This is a genomic window from Aeromonas sp. s7(2024) (assembly GCF_040907825.1).
GTDB lineage: Bacteria > Pseudomonadota > Gammaproteobacteria > Enterobacterales > Aeromonadaceae > Aeromonas > Aeromonas veronii.
Map to the genome: position 1 here is coordinate 18,230 of NZ_JBFOCM010000024.1, position 17,880 is coordinate 36,109.

General features: G+C 58.4%; 16 protein-coding genes. 5 read left to right on the plus strand and 11 right to left on the minus strand.

From position 1 onward, the window contains the following. Positions 1-23: 23 nt before the first annotated feature. From atpA to mioC, 11 genes are all read right to left on the minus strand, one after another. The gene (atpA, locus tag AB5Y73_RS11165; protein ID WP_005339342.1) at positions 24-1,565 is read right to left on the minus strand and encodes a F0F1 ATP synthase subunit alpha; all 1,542 of its coding nucleotides are present in this window, start codon (positions 1,563-1,565) and stop codon (positions 24-26) included. A 15-nt stretch (positions 1,566-1,580) separates the two neighbouring features. Next, a complete protein-coding gene (gene atpH / locus AB5Y73_RS11170; protein ID WP_005339341.1) occupies positions 1,581-2,114 on the minus strand; it encodes a F0F1 ATP synthase subunit delta in 534 nt (177 codons plus the stop codon). 13 nt (positions 2,115-2,127) lie between these two features. Then, the gene (gene atpF / locus AB5Y73_RS11175; protein ID WP_005339336.1) at positions 2,128-2,598 is read right to left on the minus strand and encodes a F0F1 ATP synthase subunit B; all 471 of its coding nucleotides are present in this window, start codon (positions 2,596-2,598) and stop codon (positions 2,128-2,130) included. Between the two features lie 54 nt (positions 2,599-2,652). After that, entirely contained in the window at positions 2,653-2,895 is a 243-nt protein-coding gene (gene atpE, locus AB5Y73_RS11180) for a F0F1 ATP synthase subunit C (RefSeq protein WP_005307205.1), read from the minus strand. Between the two features lie 58 nt (positions 2,896-2,953). After that, positions 2,954-3,736, minus strand: a complete 783-nt coding sequence (gene atpB / locus AB5Y73_RS11185) for a F0F1 ATP synthase subunit A (protein ID WP_005339335.1) — start codon at positions 3,734-3,736, stop codon at positions 2,954-2,956. A gap of 8 nt (positions 3,737-3,744) precedes the next feature. After that, a complete protein-coding gene (locus AB5Y73_RS11190) occupies positions 3,745-4,155 on the minus strand; it encodes an ATP synthase subunit I (RefSeq protein ID WP_019445506.1) in 411 nt (136 codons plus the stop codon). A 190-nt stretch (positions 4,156-4,345) separates the two neighbouring features. After that, positions 4,346-5,254, minus strand: a complete 909-nt coding sequence (locus AB5Y73_RS11195; RefSeq protein WP_005342343.1) for a ParB/RepB/Spo0J family partition protein — start codon at positions 5,252-5,254, stop codon at positions 4,346-4,348. Next, on the minus strand, positions 5,251-6,054 hold the full coding sequence (locus AB5Y73_RS11200) for a ParA family protein (protein ID WP_005357226.1): 804 nt from the start codon (positions 6,052-6,054) through the stop codon (positions 5,251-5,253). Before AB5Y73_RS11200 ends, AB5Y73_RS11195 begins: the two co-directional genes overlap by 4 nt. 26 nt (positions 6,055-6,080) lie before the next feature. After that, positions 6,081-6,707 (minus strand): 16S rRNA (guanine(527)-N(7))-methyltransferase RsmG, encoded by a 627-nt coding sequence (gene rsmG / locus AB5Y73_RS11205; protein ID WP_031227633.1) that lies wholly within the window; start codon positions 6,705-6,707, stop codon positions 6,081-6,083. 21 nt (positions 6,708-6,728) lie between these two features. Beyond that, the gene (gene mnmG, locus AB5Y73_RS11210) at positions 6,729-8,618 is read right to left on the minus strand and encodes a tRNA uridine-5-carboxymethylaminomethyl(34) synthesis enzyme MnmG (protein ID WP_058056584.1); all 1,890 of its coding nucleotides are present in this window, start codon (positions 8,616-8,618) and stop codon (positions 6,729-6,731) included. Between the two features lie 508 nt (positions 8,619-9,126). Further along, entirely contained in the window at positions 9,127-9,576 is a 450-nt protein-coding gene (mioC, locus tag AB5Y73_RS11215) for an FMN-binding protein MioC (protein ID WP_181497705.1), read from the minus strand. 396 nt (positions 9,577-9,972) lie between these two features. On the opposite strand from mioC, the gene AB5Y73_RS11220 reads away from it, so the two are divergent. From AB5Y73_RS11220 to fhuB, 5 genes are all read left to right on the plus strand, one after another. After that, positions 9,973-12,069, plus strand: coding sequence for a TonB-dependent siderophore receptor (locus AB5Y73_RS11220; protein WP_107683438.1), 2,097 nt, complete (start codon positions 9,973-9,975; stop codon positions 12,067-12,069). Positions 12,070-12,148: 79 nt separating this feature from the next. Beyond that, positions 12,149-13,795: a multidrug ABC transporter permease/ATP-binding protein gene (locus AB5Y73_RS11225; RefSeq protein WP_107683437.1), complete on the plus strand. Its 1,647-nt coding sequence runs from the start codon at positions 12,149-12,151 to the stop codon at positions 13,793-13,795. Between the two features lie 46 nt (positions 13,796-13,841). Next, the gene (locus AB5Y73_RS11230) at positions 13,842-14,606 is read left to right on the plus strand and encodes an ATP-binding cassette domain-containing protein (protein ID WP_107683436.1); all 765 of its coding nucleotides are present in this window, start codon (positions 13,842-13,844) and stop codon (positions 14,604-14,606) included. Between the two features lie 34 nt (positions 14,607-14,640). Next, entirely contained in the window at positions 14,641-15,525 is an 885-nt protein-coding gene (locus AB5Y73_RS11235; protein WP_107683435.1) for an ABC transporter substrate-binding protein, read from the plus strand. Beyond that, a complete protein-coding gene (gene fhuB / locus AB5Y73_RS11240; protein WP_107683434.1) occupies positions 15,522-17,504 on the plus strand; it encodes a Fe(3+)-hydroxamate ABC transporter permease FhuB in 1,983 nt (660 codons plus the stop codon). Before AB5Y73_RS11235 ends, fhuB begins: the two co-directional genes overlap by 4 nt. Positions 17,505-17,880 lie beyond the last annotated feature (376 nt).

Genomic DNA, 17,880 nt, shown 5'->3' on the forward strand with positions numbered 1-17,880 from the left:
GCAGCTCACGCTGCCACACACGCTTACCAGGTCTGGGTTGCTTTGAAGCTATCCAGCAACGCAGTCAGCTTGCCAACGATCGCGTCGTTGTAGTCGGCTTTGGCATTGATTTCAGCCATCAGCTCGGCATGCTGGGTATTGGCGTAAGAGAGCAGAGCGGCTTCGAAGTCGACGATTTTGTTCAGCTCGACATCGGAGAGATAGCCTTTCTCGGCGGCGAACAGCACCAGAGACTGGTGAGCCACGCTCAGCGGAGAGTACTGCTTCTGCTTCATCAGCTCGGTCACTTTCACACCGTGATCCAGCTGCTTGCGAGTCGCCTCGTCCAGATCGGAAGAGAACTGGGCGAAGGCCGCCAGTTCGCGATACTGGGCCAGCGCGGTACGGATACCACCGGACAGCTTCTTGACGATCTTGGTCTGAGCAGCACCACCTACACGGGATACAGAGATACCCGGGTCAACCGCCGGACGAATACCGGAGTTGAACAGCTGTGAAGTCAGGAAGATCTGACCATCGGTGATGGAGATCACGTTGGTCGGAACGAACGCTGATACGTCACCCGCCTGGGTTTCGATGATCGGCAGCGCGGTCAGAGAGCCGGTCTTGCCTTTCACTTCACCCTTGGTGAACTTCTCTACGTACTCGGCGTTAACGCGAGCAGCACGCTCCAGCAGACGGGAGTGCAGATAGAAAACGTCACCCGGGTAAGCTTCACGTCCTGGCGGACGGCGCAGCAGCAGGGAGATCTGGCGATAAGCTACGGCCTGCTTGGACAGGTCATCATAGATGATCAGCGCGTCTTCACCGCGGTCACGGAAGTACTCACCCATGGAGCAACCGGCATACGGAGCCAGGTACTGCAGGGCAGCCGCTTCGGAGGCAGAGGCAACGACCACGATGGTGTTGGCCAGGGCGCCGTGCTCTTCCAGCTTGCGCACCACGTTGGCGATGGTGGAGGCCTTCTGGCCAATCGCAACGTAGACACACTTAATGCCGGAATCTTTCTGGTTGATGATGGTGTCGATCGCGATGGCGGTCTTACCAACCTGACGGTCACCGATGATCAGCTCACGCTGGCCACGACCGATAGGGATCATGGCATCGATGGCTTTCAGACCGGTCTGGACCGGCTGGTCAACAGACTTACGCTCGATAACGCCCGGTGCGATCACTTCGATCGGCGAGAAGCCGTCGTTGTCGATCGGACCTTTACCGTCGATCGGCTGACCCAGGGTGTTCAACACCCGGCCCAACAGACCACGACCTACCGGCACTTCCAGAATACGGCCAGTACCTTTTACTTTCATTCCTTCTGACAGACCGTCATAGGAACCCATAATCACCGCACCGACGGAGTCACGCTCCAGGTTCAATGCCAGAGCGTAGCGGTTGCCCGGCAGCTCGATCATCTCACCCTGCATGGCATCAGCCAGGCCGTGAATACGAATGATACCGTCGCTCACAGAGACGATAGTACCTTCGTTACGCGCTTCGCTCTTTACATCAAACTGCGCAATGCGCTGCTTGATCAGCTCGGCGATTTCAGTGGAATTCAGTTGCATGCTCTAATACCCCAATCAAGATTGCAGCGCGTCAGCCATGCGATCCAGCTTACCGCGGACTGTGCCGTCGATTACCAGATCACCGGCCTTGATGAGCACCCCGGCCATCAAGGACGCATCGATGCTGCAATTCAGCTTCACTTTGCGCGCGAGACGTTGTTCCAGAGAAGCCTGAATATTGGCTTTCTGCTGGTCGGTCAGTTCGATCGCCGAAATCACGTCAGCCTGAACCTCTTTATCCAGTTCAGCTTTGAACGCTACAAATTCAGCAACGACCGCCGGCAGCACACCCAAGCGACCATTCTCGGCCATCACCCGGATCAGGTTCTGGCCATGCACGTCGAGTTGCTCACCGCAGACACCGACAAACAGCGTTGCCAGCTCTTCGGCGGCCACAGAGCCGTTTACCAGGTTGTGCATGGTCTCGTTTTCCACTACTTGCGCAGCAAAACCGAGCATACCCAGCCACTGGTCAACCGCCTTGTGCTCAACGGCAAACTCGAAAGCAGCCTTGGCGTAGGGGCGAGCGATTGTAGTCAGTTCAGACATAGCCCCGTTCCCGTTACAGTTCTGCTACCAGTTTGTCGACGATGTCGCTGTTGGCAGCCTGGTCGATTTGACGCGCCAGGATCTTCTCTGCACCAGCAATGGCAAGAGCAGCAACCTGCTTACGCAGTTCTTCTTTGGCACGATGACGTTCAGCTTCGATCTCGGCACGGCCCTGAGCCAGGATTTTTTCCCGCTCAGACTGGGCACCAGCGGCAGCTTCATCAATGATCTGGGCTTTACGTTTGTTAGCCTGCTCAATGATTTCAGCAGCCTGCAGCTTGGCTTCTTTCAGCTGATCGGTGGCGTTGGCCTTGGCCAAATCCAGATCTTTCTTGGCACGTTCGGCAGAAGAGAGACCGTCAGCAATAGCTTTCTGACGGGCTTCGATGGCAGCAATCAGCGGCGGCCATACGTACTTCATGCAAAACACTACGAAGAAGAAAAAAGCAATTGCTTGGCCGAGGAGGGTGGCATTGATATTCACAGCCGATGTCCTCTTAAGTTAGTTAATGGGTTATGCCTGGAGAGTCGTAACGACTTAGCCAGCAACCGCAAACATCACGTACAGACCCAGACCAACGGCGATCATCGGGATCGCATCCACCAGACCCATTACGATGAAGAACTGGGTACGCAGAACAGGGATCAGATCCGGTTGACGAGCAGCACCTTCCAGGAACTTGCCACCCAGGATACCGATACCGATGGAAGCGCCGATAGCAGCCAGACCCATCATCATTGCAGCAGCGATGTACAGCAGGTCCATGTTCAAGTTTTCCATGAGGATCTCCAGTTATTTAGATGTAATTGATTGTATAAAAAGGATTATTTGAGTTGCATCAACCATGGTCTTCCTGCGCCATCGACAGATAGACGATGGTCAGAACCATGAAAATGAATGCCTGCAAAGTGATGATCAGGATGTGGAAAATTGCCCAAGGCACGGACAGGATCCACTGTGACCACCAGGGTAACAAACCAGCAATCAGGATAAAGATCAGTTCGCCAGCATACATGTTGCCGAACAGTCGAAGACCCAGAGAAACAGGTTTGGAAATCAGCGTAACAGTTTCCAGGATGAGGTTAACCGGGATGGCCGCCGGGTGGTTGAAAGGCTGAAGCGTCAGCTCCTTCACAAACCCGCCGATACCCTTGACCTTGATGCTGTAATACAGGATCAAGAAGAACACGCCCAAAGCCATGGACATGGTGATGTTAACGTCAGCAGAGGGAACCACACGCAGATAGGGAATACCCATCAATTGTGCAGCGTGAGGGATAAAGTCAACGGGGATCAGATCCATGAAGTTCATCAGGAAGATCCACACAAACACCGTCAGCCCCAAAGGTGCGATGACCTTGTTGCGACCGTGAAAGATGTCTTTGACGTTACCATTCACAAACTCGACCAGCATCTCCACAAAGCACTGCAGCTTACCCGGCACCCCGCTGGTAGCGTTAACGGCTACTTTGCGGAACAGCAGGATAAACAGGGCGCCTAGCACGACGGAAAATACCATTGAGTCGATATTGACCGTCCAGAACCCGGACCCGACTTGAAGGTGGGTCAGGTGGTGGGAGATATATCCCTGAGGAGTCAGGACTTCTCCGGTTGCAGACATGAGTTTTCCTAATAGTGGTTGTTAAGCGTGAATGAAACCATCCACTGTACAACGAGGGCGAGGATATAAGTGGCGAAAAACGAGACGGTAACGACCTCGACTCCCGCACCAAACATCAGGGCGAATAGACCTGTTGTAGAAATGAGCTTAATCCCTGCCCCACCATAAAAGTCCCGCAAAACCAAGCCCACACTCTCGGTTGTCACCTTGCGGCGCAGCACCCAGACAGTAAACAAGGCTTGAGGAACCCAGTACATCCCCCCTCCATAGAGGGCGGAATAACCGGCGCTGGCACCAGTCAGGTAAAACCAGACGGCACTCATCGCCAGGATCAGGATGAGCTGACAAACGAGCATAACCAAGGCCAGTGTCAAACCTTCCAAGGCTATTTTCTGCTTCACCAACCTACCCCTGAACATTACAGAACTGTAAAAAATCGGGATCCGAAGACCCCATGTTAACAGCTCTTAAAGCCGGTCAAATTATACCCTTGAGGGCAGCTATTGCAATATGACAAAAATCCTTAATTTTTGCGGCTTTCCGCGGCAAATCAGGGTTATGGTCATATCAAAAGGAATGGATGTTTTATTACTACAAAAAGCGTAAAAATCACGATTCCGACACGCCAAAATAGCCCAATATACGGTCCAAATCGGACAAATTCTCGTAACTTATTACTAACTTCCCGCTATCCCGCTTGCCAGGCTGAAGTTGCACCTGATTGCCAATTTTTTCTGCCAGTTGGCGCTCCAGGTAGCCGATCTGCGGATCACGGGCCGGTTCGACCCTGGCTTTTGCCGGTTCGAGCGCTTTTTGCACCAGCTTCTCGGTATCGCGCACGGTCAGCCCTTTCTGGGCAACCAGCTTGGCAAGTTCGGACTGGGCCTGGCCGCTCAGAGCCAGCAGGGCACGGGCATGGCCCATGTCGAGGTCGCCGTGCTCGACGAAACGCTTCACATCGTCGTTGAGCTGGTTGAGACGCAACAGGTTGGTCACAGTGGTGCGGGACTTGCCCACCGCCTCGGCCACTTGCTGGTGGGTGAGTTCGAATTCGGTCAGCAGTCTTTGTAAAGCGACAGCCTCTTCGATGGCATTGAGGTCTTCCCGCTGAATATTCTCAATCAGCGCGATGGCGACGGCAGCCTCGTCGGGTACATCCTTGACGATACAGGGCACCACCTCAAGCCGCGCCAGCTGGGACGCGCGCCAGCGCCGCTCACCGGCAATGATTTCGAAGGATTGTTCGCCGAGAGGGCGTACCACGATGGGCTGGATCACCCCTTGGGCACGGATGGAGTTGGCAAGCTCTTCCAGTGCATCCTGGGACATATCCTTGCGGGGCTGGTACTTGCCGGACTGCAACCACTCCACCGGCAGCTTGCGCAGCTCGCCCTGATTGGTGGGGGCCATGGCCTCTTCAGTACGTTGATCGCTCATCACCTGTTTCTGGCGGGCAGCCGTGCTGGTACTGAGCAGGGCATCCAGCCCCTTGCCCAGTCCACGTTTTTTCGGAGTCATATGCTCTCTCGGTCTGCGATGGTCGCCTGACGTTCCTGCTCCTGGCGGCGCAGGATCTCGCCAGCCAGTGCCAGGTAGGCCTTGGCGCCCACCGATGATTTGTCATAGTGCATGGCCGGGGCACCGAAACTCGGGGCTTCAGCCAGTCTAACGTTGCGGGGAATGATGGTGCGGTAGACTTTGTCACCAAAGTGCTGTTTTAGCTGATCGGACACATCATTGGCCAGCCGGTTGCGGTGATCGAACATGGTGCGCAGCACCCCTTCGATCTTGAGCTCCGGATTGACCACGGCGGCCAGCTTGCTGATGGTGTCGACCAGGGCGGTGAGCCCCTCCAGCGCGTAATATTCGCACTGCATGGGCACCAACACGGAGTCGGCGGCGGCCATGGCGTTCACGGTCAGCATGTTGAGAGAGGGCGGGCAGTCGATGAAGACGTAGTCGTATTTGTCCCGCACCGAAGCCAGCGCATTGCGCAGGCGAATTTCGCGGGCGAAAAATTCCATCAGACGGATTTCGGCCGCGGTCACGTCGGCGTTGGCGGCAATCAGGTGATAGCCCCCGGTGGTTTCGGGGATGATCACTTCGCTGATGGGGGCATCCTCGATCAGCAGCTCATAGGCGGTGCGCTCGACGTCATACTTGTCGACACCGCTGCCCATGGTGGCATTGCCCTGCGGATCCAGATCGATCACCAGCACCTTGCGCCGGGTGGCAGCCATGGAGGCGGCCAGATTCACACAGGTGGTGGTTTTACCCACTCCACCCTTCTGGTTGGCTATGGCGATGACTTTTCCCACACGATCCCCTAAATGAAACTGCGACCCTATTCGGGCTGGATATGTTTGAATTCCAGCAGATGACGTTCGCCTTCCAGCTCCGGCACCCGCAACTCATGACAGGCTACCAGACGGATATTGGCAGGCAACTGGGCCAGCTCCTGCTCGGGATATTGTCCCTTGAGCGCCAGGAAGCTGCCCTGTTCTGACGGCAGGTGGTGACACCAGCTCAGCATGTCCTCCAGAGAGGCAAATGCCCGACTCAGTACACCATCAAATCCCACCTCGGGTTGATACTCTTCAACCCGGGATTTGACCGGCGTCACATTGGTCAGACCCAGCTCCTGGATCACCTGGCGGATGAAGTTGATCCGCTTGCCCAGACTGTCGAGCAGGACGAACTGCTTGTCCGGATTAATGATCGCCAGCGGCAATCCCGGCAGGCCGGGACCTGTCCCCACGTCGATGAAGCGCTCACCGTGCAAGTGGGGGCTTACCACCAGGCTATCGAGAATATGCTTGACCAGCATGGCGTCCGGATCTCGTACCGAGGTGAGATTGTAAGCCTTGTTCCACTTGTGCAGCAACTCGACCAACTGCACCAGTTGGCTCTTTTGGGTATCGGTGATAACAATTTCGGCCTGCTTGAGCAGGCCGTTCAATCTTTCCAGCATATTTTCCAACGGTAAGAATCCTCAGGCGGTTTTACGCAGCAGGCCGTGTTTTTTCAGGTGAACCAGCAGGATGGAGATGGCCGCCGGGGTGATACCGGAGATGCGGGAAGCCTGACCAATGGTCTGCGGCTTGGCATCGTTCAGCTTGGCTTTCACCTCGTTGGAGAGGCCGTTCACCTCGCGATAGTCCAGATCCAGTGGCAGCAAGGTGTTCTCGTTGCGCAGCTGCTTTTCCACTTCATCGTGTTGACGCTCGATGTAACCGGCGTACTTGATCTGGATCTCAACCTGTTCGGCCGCGGCAGGATCGGTCACGGAAGGGCCGACCCCTTCGATGGCCATCAGCGCATCATAGGTTACCTCGGGGCGACGCAGCAGCTCTTCCAGACTCTGTTCGCGGGTCAGCGGGGTGTTGACCAGGGCGTTAACCGCTTCCAGTGACGGATGTTGCGGGTGGATCCAGGTTGAACGCATGCGCTGACGCTCCAGCTCGACCTGCTCCATCTTGGCGTTGAATTTGCTCCAGCGCTCGTCATCCACCAGACCCAGTTCGCGACCGATGGCAGTCAGGCGGATATCGGCGTTGTCTTCCCGCAGCAGCAGGCGATATTCGGCACGGCTGGTGAACATGCGGTAAGGCTCGCGGGTCCCCAGGGTGGAGAGATCGTCCATCATCACGCCCATGTAGGCCTGATCCCGACGAGGGTTCCAGGGATCCTTGTCCTGGGCACGCAATGCCGCGTTCAGACCGGCCATCAGGCCTTGTGCCGCCGCCTCTTCGTAACCGGTCGTGCCATTGATCTGGCCGGCGAAGAACAGGTTTGGAATGCACTTGCTCTCCATGTTGGCCTTGAGATCCCGCGGATCGAAGAAATCATATTCGATGGCATAGCCGGGGCGGGTGATGTGGGCGTTCTCGAAGCCGCGCACAGAACGGACGATCTGCACCTGCACGTCAAACGGCAGGCTGGTGGAGATCCCGTTGGGATAGAGTTCGTGGGTGGTCAGGCCTTCCGGCTCGACGAAGATCTGGTGCGCCGTCTTGTCGGCGAAACGGGTGATCTTGTCTTCGATCGACGGGCAGTAGCGCGGGCCGATCCCCTCGATCACCCCGGCGTACATGGGGCTGCGATCCAGGTTATTGCGGATCACCTCGTGGGTACGCTCGTTGGTGTGGGTGACGTAGCAGGGCACCTGACGGGGATGCTGGCTGGCATCGCCGATAAACGAGAAGACCGGACGCGGATCGTCGCCGTGCTGTTCCTGCATGACGGAGAAATCGACGCTGCGGGCATCGATGCGCGGCGGGGTGCCCGTCTTGAGACGATCGATACGCAGCGGCAGTTCACGCAAGCGTTGGGCCAATGCGATCGAGGGAGGATCCCCGGCACGGCCGCCCTTGTAGTTTTCCATCCCGATGTGGATCAAACCATTCAGGAAGGTACCGACCGTCAGCACCACAGTCTTGCCGCTGATGCGGATCCCGCTCTGGGTGACCACACCGGCAACACGATCCCCGTCCATGATCAGATCGTCACAGGCTTGCTGGAAGATCTTCAGGTTCGGGTAGTTCTCCAGCATCTGGCGAACGACGGCCTTGTAGAGCAGGCGATCCGCCTGGGCACGAGTGGCTCGCACTGCCGGGCCCTTGGAGGAGTTGAGGGTGCGGAACTGGATCCCGCCAAGATCGATGGCACGCGCCATGATCCCGCCGAGTGCGTCAACTTCCCTGACCAGGTGTCCCTTGCCGATCCCGCCGATCGCCGGATTACAGGACATGTGTCCCAGCGTATCGATATTGTGGGTCAGCAACAGGGTGTTCATGCCCATACGGGCTGCCGCTGTTGCTGCTTCGGTTCCGGCATGACCGCCACCGACGACGATCACATCAAATTGTTCATGGTATTGCATTGGGATCACCTTGATCTGCACGCCTGAAGATCTTTATTTGCCTGGGCTAAAGGGCGGAACATTCTATCTGTTTCGCGTCCTGAGGGGAACGTCTACTTAACGTTCAGTATGAAGGGAGGATCCACTAATTAGATCTTAAGGATCTTTAGATCGATCTTTTACTGGATCTCTTATTAGGATCCGCCCTTTCTGTTGATAAGCACTTTTTGATCATAAAGATCATTAATTTAAGGACGATCCTAGCTTGTGGAAAAGCTTGGATCCTGGCCCGGTGAACGAGGGGATAACCAGGACTTTTATACACAGAGGTCTGTCAGTCTGGATCTAATACATGGATAACTATAGGTTTTGCAGAGCTTTACACCGTAGTTATGCACATTACCCCTGGGCGTTGTGGGTAACCGTGTAGAACAACTCCCCCGGATCAATCTGTTAATAACATGGTGGATAGTCGATCTGGGGATAAGTGGGGAGATCAAGCTTTTTTTCAGGATCTCCCGCACTCTGATCAGGCGATCACCGTCATCCAGTCGCGGATCCACACTTCTGCTGCATCTTCGGGGATCTCGTGTTGGGTCACATCGATGTCGAGCCGCTCGCCGATCCGGCTGGCACCGCACTCGGCCAGCAGCCGATCCAGCGTCTTGCCACCCTGGCAAAAGGTGTCATAACTGCTGTCACCAAGGGCGATCACGCCATATTTCAATGAATTAAGATCCGGATGCTGCTCGGCAAGATCCTTGGCGAAGGGTTGCAGGTTATCGGGCACATCCCCGGCACCATGGGTGGAAGTGACCACCAGCAGGATGGATCCCGCATCATCCAGCACCTCTGCCAGCTTGGCCGGGTTGTGGATCCGGGTCTGGTGGCCAGCCTGTTCCAGCAGGTTGGCGACGTGGTCTGCGACATATTCGGCGGCGCCCAGCATGGAGCCGACGACGAGATTGAGTTTGGCCATGGAATGGATCCTGATTTCAGACAAAGAAACGGAAAGCCGGATTCTACCGCCAAAGGGTGTGGATAAATATGGATAAAGCTTGGGGATAATGGATCCAGTCAGATAATGTCACCGGATCCATCCTGCCGATCTTTTTTCTGCTTCTTTATATTCCTCTCCATTTTCTTCTCCTCTCATAGCTCTCCTGATGGCTCCCATCTCCCGCGAAATCCTGCCAACGATGCAGCTAGATAACAATGTAGATGCAAATGATTAGCAATTATTGAATCGATTCGATCACGGCTCCTGTAGTAGGATTGCGCTGCTTTATTCGCCCATGGAACGGGGTGATGTCGTGACAAACGACCACAAATAACAATTAAAACAACATAACTCATTGATAAACGAGACTTTAATATGATTGCGCAAAAATACACTACAGGACCCGGCAAGAAGGGCGCCTTCGGCGTGCTTTCGCTCTCCGGTTTGCTCGTCTCCCTGCCGCTGATGGCCGAACAAACCACCGCTGAGCTGCCCAAAGCCAGCGAAACCATGGTGGTGACCGGTACGGCCATGAAGGTGGAAGTGCCGATGGCCGAGACCCCTCGCGCCGTCTCCGTGGTTAATCGCGAGGAGCTGGATCAGCACGCCGTGTTGCAGCTGGATGAAGCGATTCGCTACCGTTCCGGCGTATTGACCGGCCTCTATGGCTCAGACAACAACACCGATTGGTTCAAGGTGCGTGGCTTCGATGCCGCTTCTTATCTGGATGGCAACCGCTTGTTTGGTACCGGCTACTACGTCTGGACGCCGGAACCGTTTGGTCTGGAGAGTGTGGAAGTGCTGAAGGGGCCAGCCTCGATCCTTTACGGTGAGGCACCTCCGGGCGGGGTGATCAATGCCATCAGCAAGCGGCCGACCGCCACGCCGCAAGGGCAGGTGGATCTGCAGCTTGGCAGCCGGGATCATCGTCAGGTCGGGGTGGACGTCTCTGACGCGCTCTCCGACAACAGCCGCTACCGCATGGTTGCTCTTTATAAAGAGCGTGATGGCGTGCTTACCGGCACCTACAACGATCGGGTTTATCTGGCGCCGAGCGTCACCTTCGATCTTTCGGATCGTACCAGCCTGACCCTGCTGGCCAGTTTCCTGCACGACGAAGGGGTCCCGACCAACGGCTTCTTCCCGGTCTATGGCACCCTGAATACGTCAGGTGGCCAGATTGATCCCTCCACCAACCTGAGCCAACCGGATTACGATCGCAACCGCAATACCCAGATCTCCACCGGTTACGAGCTGGCCCACCAGCTCAACCAGACCTGGGAGTTCAAGCAGAACGTCCGTTTCAACTATAACGATCTGCTGCTGCGCCAGACCTATATCTTCCCGACCTATGAAGGCACAACTGCCAGTCGTGGCCTGGTTTACCGTGATGGCAATACCAAGAGTGCCACCATGGATAACCAGATGGTGGGCTACTGGAACACCGACAGCACCGAGCAGACCTTGCTGCTGGGGGTGGATCTGCAGCGTCACGTCAATGAAGGGGTCGAGGCCGACAACTACGCCATGGGCTCCATCAATACCATGAACCCGGATTACAGCGGCTTCCCCGGTTTTGACGAATCGACCGCCACTCACCAGAAGAGCAGCAAGGGCCAGAGCGGCCTCTATGCCCAGCACCAGATCCGCTGGGACGATCGCTGGTTGCTGACTGCCGGTGGCCGTTTCGACTATGTGGAGACCCACAACACCAATACCAGCAAGGACGAGCGCCAGTACGATCACGAGCTTTCCCTCTCGGGCAGCCTGATGTATCTGGCTGACAACGGCCTCTCTCCCTACTTTGCCTATGCCGAGTCGTTCGAGGTGCTGCCGGGGATCGATCCCAACACCCGAAACTCCTACAAGCCGCTCAAGGGCAAGCTCTACGAGACCGGCGTGAAGTATGCGCCTGCCTTCCTCGACGGTTACATCAATCTGGCGCTGTTCGATCTGGCCCAGACCAACTCGCTGGTCTCTACCGGTTCCGGCCAGCAGACCCAGGCGGGTGAAGTGACCTCTCAGGGGATTGAGCTGGAAGGGAGCGTGCAGGTGACAGATGCGCTGCGTCTGACCGCTGCTTATACCTACACCGATGCCAAAACCAACGACACCGGCAGTGGCGATCGCCGTGCCAGCCTGATCCCGCGCCACCAGGCCTCCTTCTGGGGTAACTACAAGGTGCAGCAAGGGGTGGCTTCGGGTCTGGAGCTGGGTACCGGTGTGCGTTATATCGGTTCCAGCGTGGGTATTGGCGCCGTGAATGCGGACTATACCCCCATCTACGGCTCTGCCGAGGTGCCGGCCCATACCGTCTGGGATGCGATGATCGGGTATGACTTTGCCAAGAACTGGCGTGCCCAGCTCAACGTCAACAACCTGCTGGGTGAAACCTACGTGGCCAGTTGTGACTACTACTGCTACTACGGCGAGCCGCGCAGCGTAGTGGGCAGCATCAACTACCGCTGGTAATCGCAGTCGGGCGGGAACCGGGTTCCCGCCCTTCTTTTCACCCGCAGTTGTTCTGATCTCTCTGGAATACCGGTCCGTTATGGAACTCTTGTCTCTTGTTTATCGCCAATATCGTTGGCCTTTTATTGCCATTACCCTGCTCACTCTGCTCAGTGCCGTCAGCGGGATTGGCGTCATTGCTTTTATCAATCAGTCTCTTATCGAATCTATAGGTGATCCGCTGCCGATCCTCGGTCAGCTGGTCGGTCTGATTGTGTTGCTGCTGGTGATCACGCTCGGATCTCAGCTGGCCCTGACCACCCTCGGTCACCATTTTGTCTACCGGTTGCGTGGACGCCTGCTCAAGCAGTTGCTGGATACCGATGTCGCCCGCATCCGCCAGATTGGTCAGGGGCCACTGCTGGCCTCCCTCTCCAGCGATATCGGCCAGATCACCATCGCCTTCGTGCGCCTGCCGGAGCTGGTGCAGGGGCTGGTGCTCACGCTGGGTTCTGCCCTTTACCTCGGCTGGCTTTCTCCGGCCCTGCTCGGGGTGACCGCACTCTGGGTCACCGTCACCATGGTGGTGGGCTGGTTGCTGGTGAACCGTGTTTATCGCCATCTCTCCCACATGCGTCAGGCTGAAGATCGGCTCTATCAGAACTATCAGGCCATCATCGCTGGCAGCAAGGAGCTGGCGCTCAACCGCGAGCGGGCTCACTTCGTTTACCACCAGCTCTATGAGCAAAATGCCCGTGACTACCGCCAGCAGATCATCCGCGCCGACACCTATCACCTTAGCGCGGTGAACTGGTCGAATATCATGATGCTGGGGGCCATCGGTCTGGTCTTCTTTCTGGCCAACGGCCTTGGCTGGGCCAACACCAATGTGGCCGCCACCTTCGCCCTGACCCTGCTGTTCCTGCGCACCCCGCTGTTGCAGGGGATTGGTGCCCTGCCGACCCTGCTTGCCGCTCAGGTGGCGTTCGACAAGATTGCTGCCCTCAATCTGGCCGAGCCGGATGCGGACTTCCCGCTGCCGCCCGCCATCCGCCCCTGGCAGCGTATCGAGTTGGAGCAGGTGAGCTTTCACTATCAGGGGGAGGGCGGTTTTGCCGTTGGCCCCATCGATCTGGTCATCGAAAAGGGGGAGCAGATCTTCATTATCGGTGGCAACGGATCCGGCAAGTCGACCCTGGCCATGCTGCTGACCGGCCTCTATCAGCCGGTATCGGGCCGGATCCTGCTGGATGGCGAGCCGATCACCGATCGCAACGGCTATCTGGCGCTCTTCTCCGCCATCTTCACCGACTATCACCTGTTCCAGCACCTGCTGGGGCCGGAACCCAAGGATGAGCTGGTAGCCGAGTGGCTGGAGCGATTGCAGATGGGCAGCAAGCTCACCATCGAGGATGGTTTTATCGCCGATATCGATCTCTCTCAAGGGCAGCGCAAGCGGGTCGCCCTGCTGCTGGCGCTGGCCGAGCAGCGCGAGGTGATGCTGTTTGACGAGTGGGCTGCGGATCAGGATCCCCAGTTCCGCCGCATCTTCTATCAGGTGCTGCTGCCGCGCCTCAAGGAGATGGGCAAGACGGTGATTGCCATCAGTCACGACGATCACTACTTCCCGCTGGCCGATCGTCTGCTGGAGATGCGTCAGGGCCAGCTCACCGAACTGACCGGCGCGCGCCGCGCCGAAGTGAGCCGCGATGCGATCGCCCATCTGGATTGCGAGGTGCCGGCTTGATACCGGCACCGATGAGACTGGCGGCAAGCCAGCACAGGAATTGCTTATGTTCGAGATGAAATCAGCCAGCTTCACGGTCAATAACCGCACGCTGCTGCACCCCACCGACCTGCGTTTCGAGCAGGGACAGGTCTATGGCCTCATCGGCCACAATGGTTCGGGTAAATCGACCCTGCTCAAGCTGCTGGCTCGCCAGCAACCCCTCAGCGACGGCGAGATCCTGTTCGATGGCAAGCTGCTACCCGACTGGGGCAACCGGGAGTTTGCCCGTCAGGTGGCCTATCTGCCCCAGCATTTGCCGAGCGCCGAGAATCTGCTTGGGCGGGAGCTGGTGGAGATGGGCCGCTACCCTTGGCGCGGCTTGCTGGGCCGGATGGGGGCGGAGGATCACCGTCAGGTCGATCGGGCCATCGCCCTTACCCATACTGAACGCTTTGCCGATCGGCTGGTGGATACCCTCTCCGGCGGCGAGCGGGGGCGGGTCTGGCTGGCGATGCTGCTGGCCCAGGAGAGCCGCTTTATCCTGCTGGACGAGCCGCTGGCCGCGCTGGATGTGGCCCATCAGGTGGAGGTGCTGACGCTAGTCAAGCAGTTGAGCCGTCAGCTAAACCTTGGGGTCATCATCGTCATTCACGACATCAATATGGCCTCCCGCTTCTGTGATCGGCTGGTGGCGCTCCACTCCGGCCGCCTGCTCACCCACGGCGAACCTGAGGGGATCATGACCAGCGAGACTCTGCACGCCATCTATGGCATTCCGATGGAGGTCATTCGCCACCCGGCTCATGCTCATCCCATCGCCATCGTCTGACCGGGGGGCTCTCTTGAACCGTTTATTGAAGAAGATGGCACCCTGCCTTATTAGCCTGCTGCTGCCACTAGCGGCGCAGGCCGACACATCCCCGATCGCCTCTGCACCGCTACCCCGTATCGCCACTGTCGATTGGACCATTGCCGAAACCTTGCTGGCGCTCGGGGTGACGCCGCTGGCGGTGGGGGATGCAGGCCCCTATCAGGCATGGGTTGGCGAGCCACGGCTACCCACCGGAGTGGTGGATATCGGCCTGCGCACCCAGCCCAACCGTGAGCTGCTGGCAGAGCTCAAACCCGATCGCATCCTCATCTCGCCGCTGGCGGCCCCGCTGGCGCCAACTCTTTCCCGCATTGCACCGGTGAGCACCATCGCCCTCTATGATGGGCAAACCGATCTGTGGCAGCGGCTGCACGAGGTGACCCTGACCCTCGCCCGTATGGTGGGCAAAACCGCCGAGGGCGAACGGCTGCTGGCCGGGCTGGATCGGGATCTCGCCAGTATGCAGGCCGGATTGCCTGCGGATCTGCCGCCCCTGCTGGTGGTGCAGTTTATCGATGAGCGCCATGTGCGGGTGTTTGGTCGCCACAGCCTGTTCGATGCGGTGATGACGCGGCTTGGGCTGCGTAATGGCTGGCAGGAGCAGACCAATGACTGGGGTTTCTCGGTGGTCAGCATCGAGCAGTTTATGACCTTGCCCACCGCGCGGCTGGTGGTGGTCGATCCCATCCCGGTAGGGGTGAGCGAACGGCTGCAGGAGCCTGGGCTGTGGCAGCATCTGCCGCTGGTACGCCAAGCCCCCGTGCTGCATCTGCCTGCGGTCTGGAGTTTTGGCGGCGTACTTGCAGCCCGCCGTTTCGCCGGTCTGCTCAGCGATGCATTGCTGCAAGATGCCGAGCGTATGGAGGCTAGCCGATGAAGCGACTGCTCACATCGCCGCTGCTGCGGCCGGTCTCGATCCTGCTGGGGTTGATCCTCTTGCTCGCGTATTGGGAGCTGGCTCGCCAGCTGCCCGGTGCGCTCTGGTGGCAGAGCCTCTTCGCCCCCAATCTGAATGACGTCAGCCAAGCAGTGGTGCATTTCAGCTGGCTGCCCCGCTTGGCTGTCACCCTGCTGGCCGGGGCTGCGCTCGGGCTGGCGGGCACCCTGATGCAGCAGGTGCTGCGCAACCCGCTCGCGTCACCGACCACCTTGGGGGTGGCCTCCGGTGCCCAACTGGCGTTGATGATGGTGACCCTGTTTGCCCCCTCCTGGTTGCTGTTGGGGCGGGAGTGGATCGCCATGGCCGGTGGCAGCCTCGCGATGGCACTGGTGTTTGCCCTGGCCTGGCGTCGCCAGCTCAATCCGGTGGTCATCGTCTTTGCCGGGCTGGTGATCAACCTCTATCTGGCGGCCATCAGCATGGGGCTCTTGCTGTTCTTTCAGGAGGAGCTGAAAGGTTTGCTGGTGTGGGGCAGTGGCTCGCTAGTGCAGAACAGCTGGAGCGGGGTGAGTTACCTGTTACCCCGCCTGCTGGCAGCCGCTGCGCTGGCCGCGGTACTGGTGCGCCCGCTGGCGGTGCTGGAGCTGGATGATGCCAGCGCCCGCAGTCTGGGGGTCTCCCTGCAGCATCTGCGTTTTGCCGGACTGGGGCTGGCGGTGTTTGTCACCGCTTGCGTGGTGAGCGTGGTGGGGTTGATCGGCTTTATCGGGCTGGCGGCGCCCGCCATGGTGCGGCTGCTCGGGATCCGCCAGCTTGGCCAGCGGCTGCTGTGGGCACCGATCCTCGGCGCCCTGCTGCTGGCGGCGACCGATCTGCTGCTGCAGAGCCTGAGCCGCTTCTGGCCGGTATTGATCCCCACCGGCGCCATGACCGCCCTGCTGGGGGCGCCGCTGCTGCTCTGGCTGATCCCGCGCCTTGGCATCAAGTCGGGTACGCCGAAGGCAAACGCCGGCCTGCTGGTGGCCCGCCATCCGGCACCGGCTCGCCTTATTGGCCTGTTGCTGGTCGGGCTGCTGTTGGCCATGGTCGCCTCCCTGCTGGTTGGTCAGGGGATGGACGGTTGGAGCTGGCCAAGCTGGCTCCGCTGGCAGGCCCAGCTGGAGTGGCGGTTGCCGCGCAGTTTGGCGGCGGGGGCGGCTGGCGTGCTGCTGGCGCTGGCGGGCACCCTGTTGCAGCGGGTCAGCAACAACCCGATGGCGAGCCCGGAGCTGCTGGGGGTGAGCGGTGGCACCTTTATGGGGGTGATAGCGACGGCCTTACTGCTGCCAGCTTTGCCGTTGCCCATAATGCTGCTGGGCGGCCTGATCGGGGCCTTCGCTTGTCTCTTGCTGCTGGTGCTGGTCAATCGCAAGCACGGCTTCCAGCCGGAGCGGATCCTGCTCTCCGGTATCGCCATCACGGCACTGTTCGAGCCGCTGCAGGCCATCGCGCTGGCCAACGGTGACCTGCGGGTGCAGCAACTGCTCTCCTGGATGTCCGGTTCTACCTATTACGTCACCCTGCCGGTGGCCTATGGGCTGGTGGGGCTGGCGCTGTTGATGCTGGCCGCATGCCTGCTGGTGAGCCGCTGGCTCGATCTGCTGCCGATGGGAAGTGCTGTAGCGACCGCGCTGGGCATTCGCCTCAACCGTGCCCAGCTCGCCATCCTGCTGCTGGTGGCCGTGCTCACCGCCAGTGCCACCCTGGTGGTCGGGCCGCTCTCATTCGTCGGTCTTCTGGCGCCACATATGGCCAAGCTGATGGGGTTGGTGCGGGCACGCTGGCACCTGCTTGGGGCCGCCGCTTCCGGCGCCCTGCTGATGGTATCGGCTGACTGGGTCGGCCAGCAGGTCCTCTTCCCGCAGGAAGTGCCGGTTGGACTGGTCTCCACCCTGTTAGGGGGCGCTTACTTCATGTGGTGCCTGCGTCGCCTCTAGGTTGGCGGACAAAAAACGCACAATAAAAAGCCCGGGATGAACCCGGGCTTTTTATTGTTTGCCGAACCGGCTTACTTGCCGATGCAGAATGTAAATAATTTATTATCTTCAATATGTTAGTGACTTTTCGGGGGCCACTTGGGGTAAAAGTAACTAAAACAGCATATTGAGAGGCCGCTCACGGGTTTCTGCCATCGTGCAGCGTTCCCACATAGTCCATTCTCGATCGTGCAGCCTTCCCATATGAATCAACGCGATGCCACCACACGCAGTCAAAGCCGCCTTTTAAGTGAGTTTTGAACATATTTTGAACCGACTATAGCACCGTCCGGAACCTGGAAAGCCGCTTTACTCTTCGAACCGTGCAAGTTTCCCA

Excerpts from the sequence above, each read along its gene's own strand:
- atpH (WP_005339341.1), bottom strand. The coding sequence starts at position 2,114 with ATGTCTGAACTGACTACAATCGCTCGCCCCTACGCCAAGGCTGCTTTC.
- atpB (WP_005339335.1), bottom strand. The coding sequence starts at position 3,736 with ATGTCTGCAACCGGAGAAGTCCTGACTCCTCAGGGATATATCTCCCAC.
- AB5Y73_RS11235 (WP_107683435.1), top strand. The coding sequence starts at position 14,641 with ATGGCACCCTGCCTTATTAGCCTGCTGCTGCCACTAGCGGCGCAGGCC.
- mioC (WP_181497705.1), bottom strand. The coding sequence starts at position 9,576 with ATGGCCAAACTCAATCTCGTCGTCGGCTCCATGCTGGGCGCCGCCGAA.
- atpE (WP_005307205.1), bottom strand. The coding sequence starts at position 2,895 with ATGGAAAACTTGAACATGGACCTGCTGTACATCGCTGCTGCAATGATG.
- atpA (WP_005339342.1), bottom strand. The coding sequence starts at position 1,565 with ATGCAACTGAATTCCACTGAAATCGCCGAGCTGATCAAGCAGCGCATT.
- AB5Y73_RS11220 (WP_107683438.1), top strand. The coding sequence starts at position 9,973 with ATGATTGCGCAAAAATACACTACAGGACCCGGCAAGAAGGGCGCCTTC.
- AB5Y73_RS11225 (WP_107683437.1), top strand. The coding sequence starts at position 12,149 with ATGGAACTCTTGTCTCTTGTTTATCGCCAATATCGTTGGCCTTTTATT.
- AB5Y73_RS11190 (WP_019445506.1), bottom strand. The coding sequence starts at position 4,155 with ATGTTCAGGGGTAGGTTGGTGAAGCAGAAAATAGCCTTGGAAGGTTTG.
- rsmG (WP_031227633.1), bottom strand. The coding sequence starts at position 6,707 with ATGCTGGAAAGATTGAACGGCCTGCTCAAGCAGGCCGAAATTGTTATC.
- AB5Y73_RS11230 (WP_107683436.1), top strand. The coding sequence starts at position 13,842 with ATGTTCGAGATGAAATCAGCCAGCTTCACGGTCAATAACCGCACGCTG.
- AB5Y73_RS11195 (WP_005342343.1), bottom strand. The coding sequence starts at position 5,254 with ATGACTCCGAAAAAACGTGGACTGGGCAAGGGGCTGGATGCCCTGCTC.
- mnmG (WP_058056584.1), bottom strand. The coding sequence starts at position 8,618 with ATGCAATACCATGAACAATTTGATGTGATCGTCGTCGGTGGCGGTCAT.
- fhuB (WP_107683434.1), top strand. The coding sequence starts at position 15,522 with ATGAAGCGACTGCTCACATCGCCGCTGCTGCGGCCGGTCTCGATCCTG.